Source organism: Faecalicoccus sp. LCP19S3_E2, assembly GCF_052121255.1.
GTDB lineage: Bacteria > Bacillota_I > Bacilli_A > Erysipelotrichales > Erysipelotrichaceae > Faecalicoccus.
Map to the genome: position 1 here is coordinate 84,501 of NZ_JBQKEP010000005.1, position 16,121 is coordinate 100,621.

At 39.4% G+C, this 16,121-nt stretch carries 16 protein-coding genes; 15 read left to right on the forward strand and 1 reads right to left on the reverse strand.

Features of this window, described 5'->3' with window-relative positions; genetic code table 11:
- Window positions 1-495 precede the first annotated feature (495 nt).
- The 15 genes from ltrA (at window position 496) to ACTQX6_RS06340 (ending at window position 14,763) form a co-directional block, all read left to right on the forward strand.
- The gene (gene ltrA / locus ACTQX6_RS06270; RefSeq protein ID WP_294687821.1) at window positions 496-1,779 is read left to right on the forward strand and encodes a group II intron reverse transcriptase/maturase; all 1,284 of its coding nucleotides are present in this window, start codon (window positions 496-498) and stop codon (window positions 1,777-1,779) included.
- 109 nt (window positions 1,780-1,888) lie between these two features.
- On the forward strand, window positions 1,889-2,746 hold the full coding sequence (gene rapZ, locus ACTQX6_RS06275; RefSeq protein WP_117445613.1) for an RNase adapter RapZ: 858 nt from the start codon (window positions 1,889-1,891) through the stop codon (window positions 2,744-2,746).
- Window positions 2,743-3,690 carry a gluconeogenesis factor YvcK family protein gene (locus ACTQX6_RS06280; RefSeq protein WP_195222024.1) on the forward strand — a complete coding sequence of 316 codons (948 nt, stop codon included), beginning with the start codon at window positions 2,743-2,745 and terminating at the stop codon, window positions 3,688-3,690. Before rapZ ends, ACTQX6_RS06280 begins: the two co-directional genes overlap by 4 nt.
- 54 nt (window positions 3,691-3,744) lie before the next feature.
- The gene (whiA, locus tag ACTQX6_RS06285; protein ID WP_117445615.1) at window positions 3,745-4,692 is read left to right on the forward strand and encodes a DNA-binding protein WhiA; all 948 of its coding nucleotides are present in this window, start codon (window positions 3,745-3,747) and stop codon (window positions 4,690-4,692) included.
- The gene (locus tag ACTQX6_RS06290; RefSeq protein WP_294687822.1) at window positions 4,685-5,215 is read left to right on the forward strand and encodes a hypothetical protein; all 531 of its coding nucleotides are present in this window, start codon (window positions 4,685-4,687) and stop codon (window positions 5,213-5,215) included. The genes whiA and ACTQX6_RS06290 overlap by 8 nt, the downstream gene beginning before the upstream one ends.
- Window positions 5,216-5,225: 10 nt before the next feature.
- Window positions 5,226-6,008 (forward strand): ZIP family metal transporter, encoded by a 783-nt coding sequence (locus ACTQX6_RS06295; RefSeq protein ID WP_168965439.1) that lies wholly within the window; start codon window positions 5,226-5,228, stop codon window positions 6,006-6,008.
- Between the two features lie 3 nt (window positions 6,009-6,011).
- Window positions 6,012-6,374: a NusG domain II-containing protein gene (locus ACTQX6_RS06300; RefSeq protein WP_022790628.1), complete on the forward strand. Its 363-nt coding sequence runs from the start codon at window positions 6,012-6,014 to the stop codon at window positions 6,372-6,374.
- Window positions 6,371-6,874: a Gx transporter family protein gene (locus ACTQX6_RS06305; RefSeq protein WP_022790629.1), complete on the forward strand. Its 504-nt coding sequence runs from the start codon at window positions 6,371-6,373 to the stop codon at window positions 6,872-6,874. Before ACTQX6_RS06300 ends, ACTQX6_RS06305 begins: the two co-directional genes overlap by 4 nt.
- Complete coding sequence (locus ACTQX6_RS06310) at window positions 6,871-7,125, forward strand: TIGR03905 family TSCPD domain-containing protein (RefSeq protein ID WP_294687827.1); 255 nt, start codon at window positions 6,871-6,873, stop codon at window positions 7,123-7,125. Before ACTQX6_RS06305 ends, ACTQX6_RS06310 begins: the two co-directional genes overlap by 4 nt.
- A complete protein-coding gene (locus tag ACTQX6_RS06315; RefSeq protein WP_294687828.1) occupies window positions 7,118-7,747 on the forward strand; it encodes a hypothetical protein in 630 nt (209 codons plus the stop codon). Before ACTQX6_RS06310 ends, ACTQX6_RS06315 begins: the two co-directional genes overlap by 8 nt.
- 64 nt (window positions 7,748-7,811) lie before the next feature.
- Window positions 7,812-8,450 carry a redox-sensing transcriptional repressor Rex gene (locus ACTQX6_RS06320; RefSeq protein ID WP_117445619.1) on the forward strand — a complete coding sequence of 213 codons (639 nt, stop codon included), beginning with the start codon at window positions 7,812-7,814 and terminating at the stop codon, window positions 8,448-8,450.
- Between the two features lie 216 nt (window positions 8,451-8,666).
- Window positions 8,667-10,025, forward strand: coding sequence for an asparagine--tRNA ligase (gene asnS, locus ACTQX6_RS06325; RefSeq protein ID WP_294687830.1), 1,359 nt, complete (start codon window positions 8,667-8,669; stop codon window positions 10,023-10,025).
- Between the two features lie 132 nt (window positions 10,026-10,157).
- Window positions 10,158-11,558: a polysaccharide deacetylase family protein gene (locus ACTQX6_RS06330; RefSeq protein WP_294687831.1), complete on the forward strand. Its 1,401-nt coding sequence runs from the start codon at window positions 10,158-10,160 to the stop codon at window positions 11,556-11,558.
- Window positions 11,559-11,600: 42 nt separating this feature from the next.
- Complete coding sequence (locus ACTQX6_RS06335; protein WP_294687833.1) at window positions 11,601-12,914, forward strand: N-acetylmuramoyl-L-alanine amidase; 1,314 nt, start codon at window positions 11,601-11,603, stop codon at window positions 12,912-12,914.
- Window positions 12,895-14,763 (forward strand): ABC-F family ATP-binding cassette domain-containing protein, encoded by a 1,869-nt coding sequence (locus ACTQX6_RS06340; protein ID WP_294687834.1) that lies wholly within the window; start codon window positions 12,895-12,897, stop codon window positions 14,761-14,763. Before ACTQX6_RS06335 ends, ACTQX6_RS06340 begins: the two co-directional genes overlap by 20 nt.
- Before the next feature lie 214 nt (window positions 14,764-14,977).
- Here the strand turns inward: ACTQX6_RS06340 and ACTQX6_RS06345 are convergent, their stop codons facing one another.
- Complete coding sequence (locus ACTQX6_RS06345) at window positions 14,978-15,934, reverse strand: hypothetical protein (protein ID WP_320863246.1); 957 nt, start codon at window positions 15,932-15,934, stop codon at window positions 14,978-14,980.
- Between the last annotated feature and the right edge of the window lie 187 nt (window positions 15,935-16,121).

The window sequence follows — 16,121 nt, forward strand, 5'->3', positions numbered from 1 at the left end:
TCGGTGCAGTTGATATAGTTGGGTGAAACTCCCAACCTGGTAACTCTTGGAGCAAAGAGGCCAGTATCCAGTCCTTGGGCATTGTATCGTGAGGTACAGTGTTAAGCGTAGGAAGGAAAGACTTAGAGCCCTAAAGCGAAAGCCTGGAGCCATCTAGCGTCGTTAGTCCTGACAAAGTGGTGGGTGATGCTTTCATAAGAGCCGCAACCAACATAGGTTGAATCGTTAAGCCAGATTCAACCGGACACCACCGGCGTTTTAAAGCAGGGCGAGAAGTCAAGGTATCAACTGCATACCTGGGAGGTCTTACAGTTTCCGATAAACACGGTACTGTTGTTACAAGTGCCAAAACCACAAGAACAACGGGAAGAACTGTAAGAAGTCCGATGAGGTCATAGTAGTGATGAAGTGTATGAAAGTACATGGAGCGAAGGACCGAAACACAGTTACGTTTCTTGAAGGGACACATGTTGAAACACTGGAGGTTATAAAGACATGGAAACAAAACGACAAGATATAAGAACATTGTCAAAAAGATACCCTAAACTGGAAACGTTGATGAATCAAGTCGACAAAGAGTCTTTAATAAGACAACACCGACTACAGAAGAGAAACAAAGCTTCTGGAATATACAAGGTAACCAAGGAAGAGTATGAAGAAAATCTAGAAGAGAACATAGATAATCTAATAAACAAACTCAAAAGTTTTAAATATAGACCACAACCTGTAAGACGAGTAGAAATCGATAAGGGAAATGGAAAGAAACGACCTTTGGGAATACCAGTCTATGAGGATAGGCTTGTTCAGGGAGCCATGGCAGAAATACTCAAAGAAGTCTATGAGCCCAGATTTATGGACTGTTCGTATGGATTCAGACCAAATCGAAAAGCACATGATGCGATCAAAGTCATCAATGATACGATTATGCACAAGAAAGTAAATTACATACTGGATTGTGACATAAAAGGATTCTTTGATAACGTGAATCACGAATGGCTCATGAAATTCTTGCGAAATGATATTGCGGACCCAAACTACCTGAGATATATCGCAAGAATGCTTAAATCGGGAGTCATGATAGAAGGAAGAGTTGAGGATAACAGTGTAGGAACACCACAGGGAGGACTGATAAGTCCAATACTTGCCAATGTGTATCTACATTATGTACTGGATTTATGGTTTGAAAAGTGCATCAAGAAACAACTCTATGGAGAAGCGTATCTGGTAAGATATGCCGATGATTTTCTAATCATGTTTCAATATGAAAGGGATGCGCACAGAGTATATGAAGCTATTGCGAAAAGAATGGAAAAGTTTGGATTGGAATTATCCAAAGAAAAGACACAGATACTTCCATTTGAAAGAAACTGCGCCACACGGGAAACTTTTGATTTTCTGGGATTTACCCATTTTAATGGAAAGACAAGAAATGGGTATTATACAGTGGGACATAAAATCAGTCGCAAAAAGAAGAAGCAGTTTAAGTCGAATCTAAAGAAATGGGTGAAAGAAAATCGAAATCTTCCATTTGATGAATTCATGAAGACACTGAATAAAAAGATAACTGGAAGTATCAACTACTACAGTTTAAACGGAATGATGCGTGAGATAAAGGGGTTATGCCGACATGCGATGTACGTAACATTCAAGTGGTTAAATCGAAGAAGTCAGAGGAAGAGTTTTCAATTGGACACATTTTATAAGATATGGCAGGAAAGAATTGTACACCCGCATATTCATGTGAATATATGGAATAGTACAGGTGTGACTTATAACTGAAATGTTTGAAAGTAACAGTGGGGAGCCGTATGCGGGAAAACTGCACGTACGGTTCTTAGAGGAGTTAATCTCCAATTGTTTATTATAGAGAGAGGAGTTAAATTTACCTATGAAACAAAAAGTTGTTCTGGTCACCGGTATGTCAGGTGCCGGAAAATCCAGTGCCATGAATGCTTTGGAAGATATGGGATATTATTGTATCGATAACTTTCCAAAAGAGCTTTTACCAAATTTAGAAACATTACTGGAAAAAGAAGATCATTATCAGTATGTTGCGTTATCTGTTAGTGCCATCGATTATTTAGATTTTGTAACGTATTTTAAAAATATGCCGGAACCTGTATCTATCGTTTTTCTGGATTGCAGTGATGAAGAACTGCTGCTTCGTTATCGTTTTACCCGACGACATCATCCGATGATTGCCATAGGCAAAGCGACAACAATCGAAGAAGCTATCGAAATGGAAAGAGATTTATTTGATCATTTACAAGATAGTGCTCCGGATATGATCCATATTGATACGACAAAGATCACACCGACATCTTTGGCTAGTCGCATTCGTCATCGCTTTAAGATGCAGGAAAAAAGTCAGTTTACCTTGACGTTTCAATCGTTTGGCTTTAAACATGGTGTTCCTTTAGATGCAGATATGGTCATCGATGTACGCTTTTTGCCCAACCCGTTTTATGAACCCGAGTTGCGGGATAAGACCGGTAATCAAAAAGAAGTCTATAACTATGTCATGGAGAAGCCGGAAACTCAGGATTTTATCGTTCGGTTAAAAAATTACACAGATTTTGTTTTTGAAAGCTATGATCACCAAAATAAAAACCATATGATCGTTGCGATAGGCTGTACCGGTGGACAGCATCGTTCCGTATCCATATGTAACTGGTTATATGATATATATAAGGATACGTATCGTTGTTTTAAATCCCATCGGGATATAGGAGTGGATGAAGAATGAAAAATATCGTAGTCATTGGTGGTGGAACCGGACTTTCCAGCATGCTTATGGGAATGAAAAGTATTCAGAATGCCAATATTACCGCTATTGTAACGGTGGCGGATGATGGCGGAAGTACCGGTCGTATCCGAGATATTTATAATGTACCGGCAGTCGGGGATATCCGTCATGTGCTCTGTGCCATGGCACAGGATGATGAAAATCATTTGTTCAGCGATCTGATGAATTATCGCTTTGAAGGCGATAAAGATATCGGCGGTCATAACCTGGGAAACTTGATCTTTTTAGCTTTGATGAATCTGACGGGTTCTTTTATTGGTGCCATTCAGGCCATCAGCAAGGTTTTGAAGGTTAAAGGAACGATCGTACCCAGTACACTGGATATTGTAACCTTGTATGCGATGATGAAGGATGGAACGCTGGTCCGGGGAGAAAAAAACATTCCTACATTGGATAACAGTATCGATCACGTGTTTTATCAAAAGAAAGTCACTCCGTATTTGCCGGCCATTCAAGCCATTGAAAATGCGGATATTCTAATTTACGGGATTGGTTCGCTATATACATCGATCATGCCCAATTTGATCATAAAAGAGATTTCAGAAGCAATTCAAAGAACGACATGTCCGCATATTTATTTCTGTAATGCGATGTCACAGCCTGGAGAAACGGATAACTACAGCATGGAAGATCACATCCGTGCTATTGAAAAACATGCGTTTAAAAATCCGGTGGATCTTGTCGTGGTTGATCAAAGTTATATCCCACAATCCATTCTGGATAAGTATGCTCATATGAACTCATATCCGATTCAGGTGCAGGAAAAGGAGCATTCGTATCAGATTTTAAAACGAAACATGATTTATTTTGATGAAAAGGGACATATTCGTCATGATCCCAAAGCCGTTCGGGAAGTCGTAGAAGAAATTTTAAAGGCTCTTTAGAATACAATTAAAAATCTCATGGTATAATAACTAGCGCAAAAAAGGAGGTTTGGCATGTCATTTACAAGCGAGGTAAAAAAACAGATCTGTGATGATGTACTGGATACAAGTGCTGCCAAAGCACAGCTTTGTGCTCTGTTACAAATGCGGGCCTCTTTGCATATGAACTGGCAGGGGATGTACTTATCGTTTCAAACCGAAAATGCGACGATTGCCAAGCATGTCTTTCAAAGAATGAAAGAGTTGTATCAGGTGGATCCTCGTCTTTCTGTTCTGAGAAAAATGCAGTTAAAAAAGAACAATGTCTATCGTATTCAAGTCTATGACAAGGCGCAGACAATTCTCTCGGATCTAAAGATTTTGACGGAAAGTGGCCTGCATTTTGCACCACCGATCCAATATACACGTTCAGAGAAAAACGCTCGTGCCTATCTTCAGGGATGTTTTTTAGCCGGTGGCAGCATCAACGATCCTAAAACGACAAATTATCATTGTGAGATCAGTACACATGAAGAACAGATGGCCCAAAGCATACAAAAGATGATGCAGCGATTTTATTTGCCGGCCAAGACCATACGCCGAAAGAATGCGTATATCGTCTATCTAAAAGCCGGTGACAAGATTGCCGATTTCTTAAAACTCTGTAACGCATCCCAGGCTTTGTTTGACTTTGAGGATTCACGAATTCAGCGTGATTTCTACAACAATTTAAAGCGTTTGGATAATTGCGAGCTGGCCAATGAAATGAAGGCGTTAAAAGCAGGAAAAAAACAGTTGGATTATATATATGCATTGGAACAAAATGAGAATAAGGTTGAGATTTCTTCCAAGATACGGCATGTGATGGAAATACGGAAGAAGTTCCCGGAAGCCAGCATGAATGAGCTGTGTGAACAATGTTATCTGGCGTATGGTGAGATCATTTCCAAATCGGGGATGAAGCATCGTCTGGGAAAAATCAAAGAAATGGCAAAGCCGTTTTTGGAGGATGCAGATGCGTAAACTAGGATGGATTATGATGTGTCTGTTGGTATTGACGGGTTGTTCTGGTCCCGCACTGCAAAGACAGACATTTACGGTTGAATTAGGGCAGGATATTTATGCCAATGCGGCCTTATATATTAAGAATGCGCAAAATTATCCAACGGATGACTGGGAAGTGGAGGCCAAAAGCTCCGGTGTTGTGAAGGCACAAAATCGTTTTACTTCCGAGAATATGGATTATCTGGTGGTTGGAGTGTATGATTTTGTGATCCATGCGGGAAATCGGGATATCGATTTTTCCATTTCCGTAAAAGATACGCAACCGCCAACGATATTATCCTGTCCGACAGAAATCGATATTTCGGCAGGACAAAGCATAGATTGGTCGGCTTATATCAAAGCCAGTGATTTAAGTGGAGTTTCATTTTCAACGACATCGGATTTTAATGCTTCAGCTGCCGGATCGCAGGATGTATCAGTACGCGTATCCGATCGTTTTGGCAATGCGGTAACACGAGAAGTCCATGTCAATGTAACATAAGGAGATAGAGATGTATTTAGAAATGTTTTTAGGATTGGTAATTCCTTTTTTGGGAACGATGTTGGGAGCAGCGGTCGTTTTCTTCTTAAAAAAAGGTGTGCCGCCACTGGTTGAAAAATTTATGCTTGGCTTTGCGGCAGGTGTTATGATCGCAGCCAGTGTCTTCAGCTTATTATTGCCGGCGATGGAAGAAGTCGAACGTTTACATCAAAACAGCTGGCTGGTGACATCTGTTGGCTTTTTGTTGGGAATCTTCTTTTTATTGGTGTTAGATGAAGTAATACCGCATATACATGTAGATTCGGATCAGGAAGAAGGAATCCATACTTCCTGGAAGAAAACTACAAAGCTATTCTTTGCGATGACATTGCATAATATTCCCGAAGGGATGTCATTAGGCATCGTTTTTGCCGGATTATACAGTGCCAATACGGCCTTGACCATTGAAGGGGCTTTGGCACTTTCTATGGGAATTGCCATTCAAAACTTTCCGGAAGGAGCCGTTATATCTTTGCCGTTACATTCACAGGGAATGTCCAGGATGAAATCATTTCTTTTAGGAACCGCTTCGGGCATCGTAGAACCGATTGGTGCGTTTTTGACGATCTTGTTTTCGGCGGTCTTGCAGCCGGTTTTGCCCTGGTTGTTAGCGTTTGCGGCCGGAGCTATGGTCTATGTCTGTGTAGAGGAGCTGATTCCGCAATCCCAGCACGGGCAGCATTCGAATATTGCCACGATTGCCTTTGCGATTGGTTTTGCCTGCATGATGATCCTGGATACGGCTTTGGGGTAGAATATGAAACTGACAAAAGCCGATCGTATCTTGATCGTGATCTTGATGTTGATATCCCTTTCAAGCCTTTTCTTTTTATTGGGACATACGACACAAGCCAACAGGGCGGATGTGTATGTCAAGGAAGAAAAGGTTTTATCAATTGACTTAAATCAGGATGGACAATATAGCGTAGAGGGAACCAATGGCAAAGTCAACATCGAAGTAAAAGACCATGCGGTACGTGTAACACAGGAAAACAGTCCGCATCATCTTTGTTCTAAACAAGGCTTTGTTTCGGATTCAAATGTGCCGATCGTATGCCTGCCCAATGAGACAGTCATTCAAATCGAAGGTGACACAAAGGAAGACACGGTGATACAATGAAAACAGAAAAAATTGTAGAGTTATCCTTTTTGTGTGCTATTGGGATTGTTTTACAGATACTGGAAAGCTTTTTGCCTACCTCCTGGATCATTCCCGGATTCAAGATCGGGTTTGCCAATATCACGGCTTTGTTTGTATTAAAGATGTACGGTATCCAATCAATGTGGTTAGTCAGTGCCATGCGGGTTTTTCTGGCAAGTCTTTTACAGGGAACTTTGTTTTCGGTTTCTTTCTGGCTGTCGGCAAGCGGCGCTTTTCTGGCATTATGCGCTATGAGCATTGGCTATAAAACCGGTTGGTTTTCCATTTTAGGAATCAGTGTTCTAGGTGCGGCCTTTCACAGCATTGGCCAGGTTTTGATGGTGACATGGATCTATCAACAGTTTTTTATGCAGTTGTTTTTGCCGGTTTTACTGGCATTGTCTATTGTAAGTGGCTTATGCATCGGCGCTTTGAGCCAGCTTATGATGAATCGATGGAAAGGAAGAAAAAGTATATGATGTTTGTTTATAAACCACAAGGTGTATGTTCTCGTGAATTTCATTTTGAGATTCAAGATGGCGTAATCCAGTCTTTTGAAGCCATTGGCGGATGCAATGGCAATTTGAAAGGAATCGGACGTCTGTTAAAGGGAAGAGATGTAAAGGAAGTCATGGAGGATCTGGAAGGAGTAACTTGTGGCATAAAGAGCACATCATGTCCGGATCAGATTTCTAAAGCTTTGCAGGCGTATGTAAAAGAAAATGGCTGATTATTTTTTAGGGGCTTTAAAAGCGCTGGAAAGACGCTCTAAAGATAATGTACTGATCTTTTCAGACGTCTTGACAGAGCGTTTGGATGCTTTGGTAGAATCAATGATCTATCAAAAGATTTCCGATAACGATTATTTAAAGACATTGGAGCTGTACTATAAAAAATACCAACGGTTTGAAAACCATAAAGGCATGTACTTTTGTATCCTTCGCATGCAGCAGATCATGCAGTTAAAAAATGAACGAAAAAGACAAGAGAACTGGCGTTATCTGGAGTTTACATCGGATGGGGATAGCGAGGTACAAGAATTTTTAAAAGCTCATAAATCGTATTATCAAAATGTGGTATATGAATATACGCGGGTATTTTTATTGATTTTACTGACTGTTACGATTGCCATTTTAGTTCTCAGTGTTCTGGTCTTGCAAGTTCCGTTTTTGATCGGATGGCTGGTATCTATCGCCTTTTATGGAGGTGTATTGTTTTTTGGTAAACAAAAAGGAATCGGCTTCCTGATGGAGAAACAGATTCAAAAACTGTATCCTGATTTAGATACGCTCTGTCAAAGATTGGATCGTTGTGTCATGAAGAAACAAAAGAAGCGAAAGAAAATTTTCTAAAAGACTTGTTAACATCTTCACAAAGCATAAAAAAATGCTAAAATACTTGTAGGAGTGATTAGACATGGCGACTAAAAAAGTACCAAAAGCGACCTTGCAGAGATATCCGTTATATTTAAAAGCACTGCGCCGTCTAAAAAAGAATGGCGTACAAAGAATCATGTCCAAAGAATTATCAACGTTTGTAGATATCGAATCCACAACGATTCGTAGAGATTTTTCCTTTTTAGGGAATTTGGGGAAACAAGGATATGGTTATGATGTAGATCGACTGATAGAGATTTTTAATGCGGAGCTTGGAGTCGATTTTGATGAAAAGATCATTTTGGTGGGAGCCGGTAACTTAGGGCGGGCCTTGATGAATTATAATAAATGGGATCATGTGGTTGGAGAAATTGCCTGCGCCTTTGATATGGATGAAACCAAAGCCGGAGTCCAGTTTGGTGTACAGATTTATCCAATGACACAATTAGAAGAAAAAATTCCGGAAGGCTGTCATATTGCCATTTTGACGATTTCCCATATGATACAGGAAACGGTAGATCGTTTGGTGGCTTGTGGCATTACCGGACTTGTGGATTTTACCCATGAACATTTTCTGGTGCCAAAAGGGGTTGCCGTGAAAGTTGTGGATGTGGTATCATCAATTCAAGAGTTGGTTTTTATCACCAATTCCATGGATACAAAGGCTAAGAAACAGTAGTTGCCATAAGTGATGCGTCAAAAGAGAGTTCTGTATGGTGAAAAAGAACCGATAGCTTATAAGCACAAACAACTGCGGAGCCGGGCTGGAGAAATAGCAGTAGTCAGCCTCGTTGGAGTGCGTTAATCTCAAGAGGGCTTTTTTGAAACAGGATGGTACCGCGGTTATATATCGTTCCTAACGGGACGATTTTTTTATTTTACAGGAGGAGAAAAGATGTTAGTCAAAAAGTTAAAAGAAGATTTTCAGAGTTTTGATGGACAAGATATCACATTGCAGGGATGGGTTAGAACCAATCGAAATTCGAAAGCTTTAGGATTTATCGAACTGAATGATGGTTCCTGCTTTGGCAATGTACAAGTTGTCTATTATCAGGAAAGTACAAAAAATTATGAAGCGATCAGTAAGATCACATTAGGCTCTGCGATTGAAGTTAAAGGAAAGCTGGTGTGTACACCGGATTCCAAACAACCTTTTGAAATCCAGGCTGAATCGATCGAAGTGCTTGGCTTAAGTGATCATGACTATCCTCTGCAGAAGAAGCGCCACAGCTTTGAGTATATGCGTGAGATTCCTCATGTACGTCCTCGTGCCAATACCTATTATGCGATCTTCCGCTTGCGCAGTGTTTTGTCCATGGCCATTCATACATTCTTTCAGGATAGAGGATTTGTCTATGTGCATACACCAATCATTACCGGTAACGATGCCGAAGGTGCCGGCGAATGTTTTACGGTCACAACTAGAGAAGATAATAAGTACGAGGAAGACTTCTTTGGCAAACATGCACAGTTGACCGTTTCCGGACAGCTTCACGTCGAACCATTTGCCTTGACGTATCGTAACGTTTATACCTTTGGGCCTACATTCCGGGCGGAAAACTCAAATACAACACGACATGCCAGTGAATTCTGGATGATCGAATCGGAACTTGCTTTTGCGGATCTAAGCGATAATATGGACTGCATTGAAGAAATGATCAAGTATTGTATCAATTATTGTCTGGAGCATGCACCGGAAGAAATGGCTTTTTTTGAAAAGATGATCGACAAAGATTGTATCAAACGAATCAAAGCTGTTGCCGCTTCCCACTTTAAACGTATGACTTATACCGAAGCCATTGAACATTTGGAAAAGGCCAAAGACCAGTTTGAAAATAAAAACATATACTGGGGTATGGATCTGCAAAGTGAACATGAACGCTATATCTGCGAAAAGGTTGTCAACGGACCGGTCTTCCTGATTGATTATCCAAAAGATATCAAAGCCTTCTATATGCGTGTCAACGAGGATCAAAAGACTGTGGCTGCCTGTGATTTACTGGTGCCGTATGTTGGAGAACTGGTTGGCGGCTCACAACGTGAAGAACGATATGATGTATTGGTAGAGAAATTAAAAGAATTAAATATCTCACAGGAACCTCTACAATGGTATTTGGATCTTCGTCGTTTCGGCGGCTGCAAACACAGTGGATTTGGATTAGGATTTGATCGTATGTTGATGTATTTAAGCGGTATCCAAAACATCCGTGATGTAGAACCATATCCACGTACACCACGAAATCTTATTTTCTAAAGAGTCGAAAGACTCTTTTATTTTGCGAATCAAGAAATTCGTACAAATAGTTTATGAATCTAAATAATTTAATAACCTTTCTATTTTCGGTTTACTATTGTATAATAAGAATATCGATGGAAGGAATAGATTATGAAGAAACAACCGCGGACATATAAGATTCGATATAAAAGAGTCTTTTTTGCCGCGGCTATTTTGTTTACCGGTATCTCGTTTCTCTATTTATTGTTTCACCCTGTCCTGTTAAAAGCCTCCACTATAGAGGTGGAAATCAATTCTGAGTTTAAACCGGAAGATCAGATTTTATTTGTACTCGGCGATGATAAAGAAGTAAAAATAGATGGAGAGGTCGATACATCGAAGTTAGGTGAATATACGCTTAACTACAAGTTTCATCAATATCAAAAGGAAGTAAAGATCAAGGTACAAGACACCAAAGCTCCTTCTATAACAACCAAAAATCTGAAAACAGATATGATACAGGACATTGAGCCAGCTTCCTTTATTGAAAAATGTGAGGATGCAACAGAAGTTACCTATCATTTTGCGAATCAAGAAGATTTTTCCAAACCGGGGCGGTATGAAGTTCAAATTATTGCCACAGATCAAGGAAAAAATGAAACAAAAACAAGCGCTATCTTAGAGCGCTGTGAAGACAAACAAGGTCCGACGATTGAACATTCGGATAAAAGGATCGAATTTAAACAAGGGCTGCTTCCTGATTTTTTGGAAGATGTATCCATCAAAGATGATTTTGATGAAAATCCTTCATTAGATACGGATACTTCACAAGTTAATTTTGATCAGCCGGGTGATTATACCCTCATTTATATCGGTAGGGATCGTTCCGGTAATGAAACACAGAAAACAAGAAGTTTGACAATCTTAAAAAATGAGGAATTAAACCAAAAAATCGTTTATTTAACTTTTGATGACGGACCAAGTAAAAATACAGAGCGAATTTTAAAGATTCTTGATCAGTACGATGTCAAGGCTACATTCTTTGTGACGGGGAATCAACCTTCTTATAACGATTGGCTAAAAGTGGCTCATGAAAAAGGACATACGATTGGCTTGCATACCTTTACACATGATTTTGCCAGCGTTTATTCTTCAACCGGTGCTTACTATGACGATTTGCGAAAGATACAAGATATGGTCAAGGACATAACAAGTGAAGAAGTCAAATTAGTCCGGTTTCCCGGTGGATCCTCCAATACAATTTCTAAACAATATTCGCCCAAGATCATGACGATCTTGACAAAGTCCCTTCAGGATAAAGGTTATCAGTACTTTGACTGGAATTGTGATTCAGGGGATGCCAGTGGAAATAATATTCCGGCAGATACTTTGATTCAGAATGCAACAGCCTGTCAAAGTCAATATATCAATATTTTGATGCATGATACAGCAGCTAAAGATACGACTGTAGAGGCATTACCTAAAATCATTGAACATTACAAATCAGAAGGCTATGTGTTTAAGGCAATAGAGATAGATTCTTTTGCCCCACATCATGGAGTCAATAACTAGGGCGCTCTTTGCGCTCTTTTCATTTTTTGATATACTTAGGGCATGACAAAAAGAAAACTGCATTCACGATTTAAACACCCTAGAATGATCATTGCGATTGTCGTAGTGATCTCTTTGATCAGTGCTGCTCTTTTTCTATATATGAGTCGTCCTACGGATATTGATCGTTTACAGATGACGGTATTAGAAAAAATGGATTCCGATGTTATCGAAGACAATGTGAAAAAAGGGTTTACAGAAACATTTGAAATCCAGGATTATGGCATTTATGGTCAGACTCTATCCTTCTATCAGGGAAAATATGGACAAAAAAAGACAGATTCATTGATTGGAACCATGGTCGTTTTACGGAATGTGGAAACCAAAAAGGAACTGGGCTTTGCGATCGGAGAAAGTATTGATTCAGGTATTCAGCTAGGTACTTTGGATCCGGGATTATATGAAATCTATATTTATGAAAACTATGAGAAGAAAAGAGTCTATTTTGAAGATTCTTTCGATAGTGAAACATTTAGTACGATGCGCAATGATAAGCATGTAAAGGATATCACATTACATGCTTCCAAAGAGTATTTATCAGACTTTGGTATTTCTTATAAACTGAACTACGCTTTTTTGGAAGTCAATGAGAATATACCGCAAGTTAAGGTTGCGGATGTGGTTTTAGATCCAGGTGGAAATATTTATAACGAGTTTAGTATGCAGAATGAACCGGGTATCATTACCGATTGGATCAATGAGCCGCAGGAAACATCCAGTTTTGCCGTACTTGTCCAAAAGGAGCTAGAATCTAGAGGATTAAAGGTCTTATTGACCAGAGAAGCTGATGATTTTGACAGCTATTATGGTTCCTCCTCGCGTGTAGGTGTGGGATATAAGGCTAAGGCCAAGGCTTTTATCAGTTTTGAAGTGTATGAAGATGATGAACTGCAGTATCCTTATATTTTGACATCGAATTATACGAAAGGACTTTTAGCCAATGAAATTGCATATGCTTTTCGATCACAAGATCTAAAGATGGCATCCATTACCAGTAACAGCGTACAAAACAGTGCGGTCGTAATCGATCCCGGACAGAGTGAGGAAGGACAGGATCGTGTGTATGATGTATATCCACAGTTAAGAGAAACCGGTGGAAAACAGACTTTTACCGGTGTGTTGGAGAATTCATCGGCCAATCAAGGCTATAAAGATGTGTTTGGAATGGAGAGCATTGTTTTCATGCTGGCAAATGGAAGCAATGAAGAAAGTGTTCAGTATTATCAGAAAAATAAAGAGCAGATGGCAAAGACAATTGCCGATGCGATATTCAATTATTATGGAATAGGTGAGAACAGTGAAACTGCAAGTCAGTAATATAAAAAAGAGCTATGGGGCGCAGGATGTTTTGGAAAAAGCTACTTTAAGCATCCGAGATAAAGAAAAAATCGCATTGGTTGGGAAAAATGGATGCGGTAAAACAACCTTGTTGAAAATAATTTGTGATAAAGAACAACCTGACCAGGGAAGTCGTGTTGTCCAAAATGGAGTGCGTATTGGATATTTGGCACAGATTACTTTTTCGAACACCGAACATACGGTGTACCAGGAATTAAGTGATGCCTTTGCCAGAGTAAAAGAATTGGAAACGAAGCTTCATGAGCAGGCGAGTATCTTGGAAACCGATGCCAGCGAAAAACAGATGGAGCGCTATGCTCGCTTACAAAGTGAGTTTGAGGCATTGAATGGATATCAATATGAAGTGGAATTAAAAAACGTATTTTTCCATTTTGGCTTTGAAGAAGACGATCTGTATAAAACATTAGACGAATTCAGTTCCGGACAAAGAACACGAATTGCGTTAGTTAAGTTGTTGTTGTCAAAGCCGGATGTGCTTTTGCTGGATGAGCCAACCAATCATTTAGATATTGAAAGTATCGAATGGCTGGAAAATTATGTCCGACATTATCCAAGTGCGATCGTTCTGGTCAGTCATGATCGAATGTTTCTAGACCATGTGGTCGATGAAATTATTGAGATCGAATACGGTGTGACAACACGTTATGTGGGGAATTATTCACATTATGTGAAAGCCAAAGAAGAATTTATCAAAAAGAATCATGAGGCGTTTTTGCGTCAGCAGGCACAAATTCAACGTCTGGAAGAGTTGATCGAAAAATTTCGTTATAAGAAAAATAAGGCAGCCTTTGCCCAAAGTAAAATTAAATATCTGGAAAGAATGGATCGCATACAAGATCGAAAAGCGGATACATCATCCATGCATGCGACATTTCAATGTGCCAGAAAAGGCGGAAAACAGGTGCTGGAGGTTGAAAATCTAAAAATCGGGTATGATAAACCTCTATCGACTGTTAGCTTCTCATTGATCAAAGGACAAAGAATGGCTGTTGTAGGACCTAATGGAATAGGAAAGAGTACTTTGATCAAGACATTGATGCATAAAGTACCGGCGTTATCCGGGCAGTTTCATTTTGGACATCAAATTGATGTTGGTTATTTTGATCAGGACAGTGCTCATCGAAAATCGAATAAGACGGTTATCGATACTTTATGGGATGTATCTCCGGATTTGACACAGACACAGATTCGCAATACCCTGGCCAGTTTTCTATTTACACAGGAAGAGGTCTTTAAAGAGATCAATACGCTTTCCGGAGGAGAAAAAGTGCGTCTTGCTTTAGCAGAACTGATGTTGATGGAAGACAATTTGCTTTTGCTGGATGAGCCAACCAACCATTTAGATATCCCTACAAAAGAGGCTTTGGAAAAGGCTTTGGAAAAATATGATGGAACGATTTTATTTGTTTCGCATGATCGTATGTTTTTATCTAAAATGGCCAATCGAGTGCTAGAAATGGGACAAGACTGCAAAGTATATGATTGTACTTATGCTGAGTATATTGAGAAAAAAGAAGCGGGAACTTTATTGGAAGCGCAGCCGCAGATAGAAAAATCGAATGTGTCTGTACAGTCATTTAAAGATCGAAAAGCTTTGAAAAATCGAGTGGATCGACTGGAGCAGCTCCTTGAAGCGGCACAGGAAGATTTAGAGGCTCTTCGAGAATTACGATATGAACCAGAGTACTATCAAGACTATCAGAAAATGGAAGAGTTGGATCAGCAAATTGATGATAAGCATAATGAAATAGCACACTATACACAAGAATGGGAAGAAAAGATGGAATTGTTGGAGTCTATGTCCTAAAGAATAAGCCCTTATGGTTTGGAGAACACAGGGCTTATTTTTTAGTATTTAATGAATAAAATATACTTTCAAGCTTATATTTCAACCATTGTTCAGGCGATTACTGAACATTTCATTAAGTGATTACAAAAAGGCAACTTGTTAAATAACTGCCTTTAAAAAAATGGTAGAAATGGATTTCAATGCTAGAAAATACACAAATTAATTGAGACAATTAATTAAGGTTTAATCTTTTTAAAATTTTAGGCTGTAATTCTTTTTTAACATGAAGAATAGAAAAGGCTTGTTGGATATCCGAAATCGTACCACTTTCAAGTAGGAATGTGATATTTTGAACAAGGGTTTCATAAGCTCCCTGTTTTCTACCTTCTTTTCGACCTTCTTCACGACCTTTTTTTAATCCATAATCCTTCCAAGCCAGAAAAGCACCCTGACCAAACGTACACATTTCTTCAACCTCCTTTCTTTCCTCTTTCGTCAACAGTATATCATACTTATTTTCTAGGATTAATAGAATTTGTTCGAATTCTCTATCCGATAAAAACAACAATGACAATAGTTCCATAATGTCTTTGGGGCCTTCCAGTATTTCCTCAATGGATTTGTCTTTCTTGGATTGGATACCGGGATATAAAATCTGGATCTTGGATATCCCATAGACTTCTGGATCAAATCGAAAGTTTCCTTTTCTAAGTTTCTCTTCTGTTGTGTATTCCAGCCAACAGTTATCCTTTTTTCCGGCATGGCGCAAACAAATCCACAAGGAGCGAACATCCAGGATATCATCGTAAGAATCATCCTGAAATCCCAGGGAATGATTTTGTTGACCGGCAATGAGTCGAGATCCATAATAAAGACCTCGACGAGGAAGATGATACTTATAGGATTCCTCTCCCTGTGCTTCAATATGGATCAAAATGGATCGATCCGGATGTAAGGGATGTTGAAGGACATACAACAGATCATAGATGATTCTGGCCCCAGGCATACGAAGATCTTCCGGATTCAAGGTAATGATCTTGGAATGGGAAGAGCTTGGCTGAATCAGAGGAACTATTTCGTGCAGGGACAGATGCTTACATTCGTCCAGACACTGTTGAAGAAGAGTAGCCTGAACCGACTTAAAAGAGAGAATGATTTTTGACTGGGTATCAAAATAATGCTTTTCCATTTCAAGTACGGTTCCCGGTTCATTTAATTGTGATATACAAAAATACCTCCTGCTTATATATACGTAAACAAGAATCAAAACTATGAATTTTTTAGAAAACTTTTTAAAAAATGATAAAAATCATGAAGTGAATGTAGCCAGAATCCATGCGGTGACAGTTTACTTTTCTTGATGTATATTCTATAAT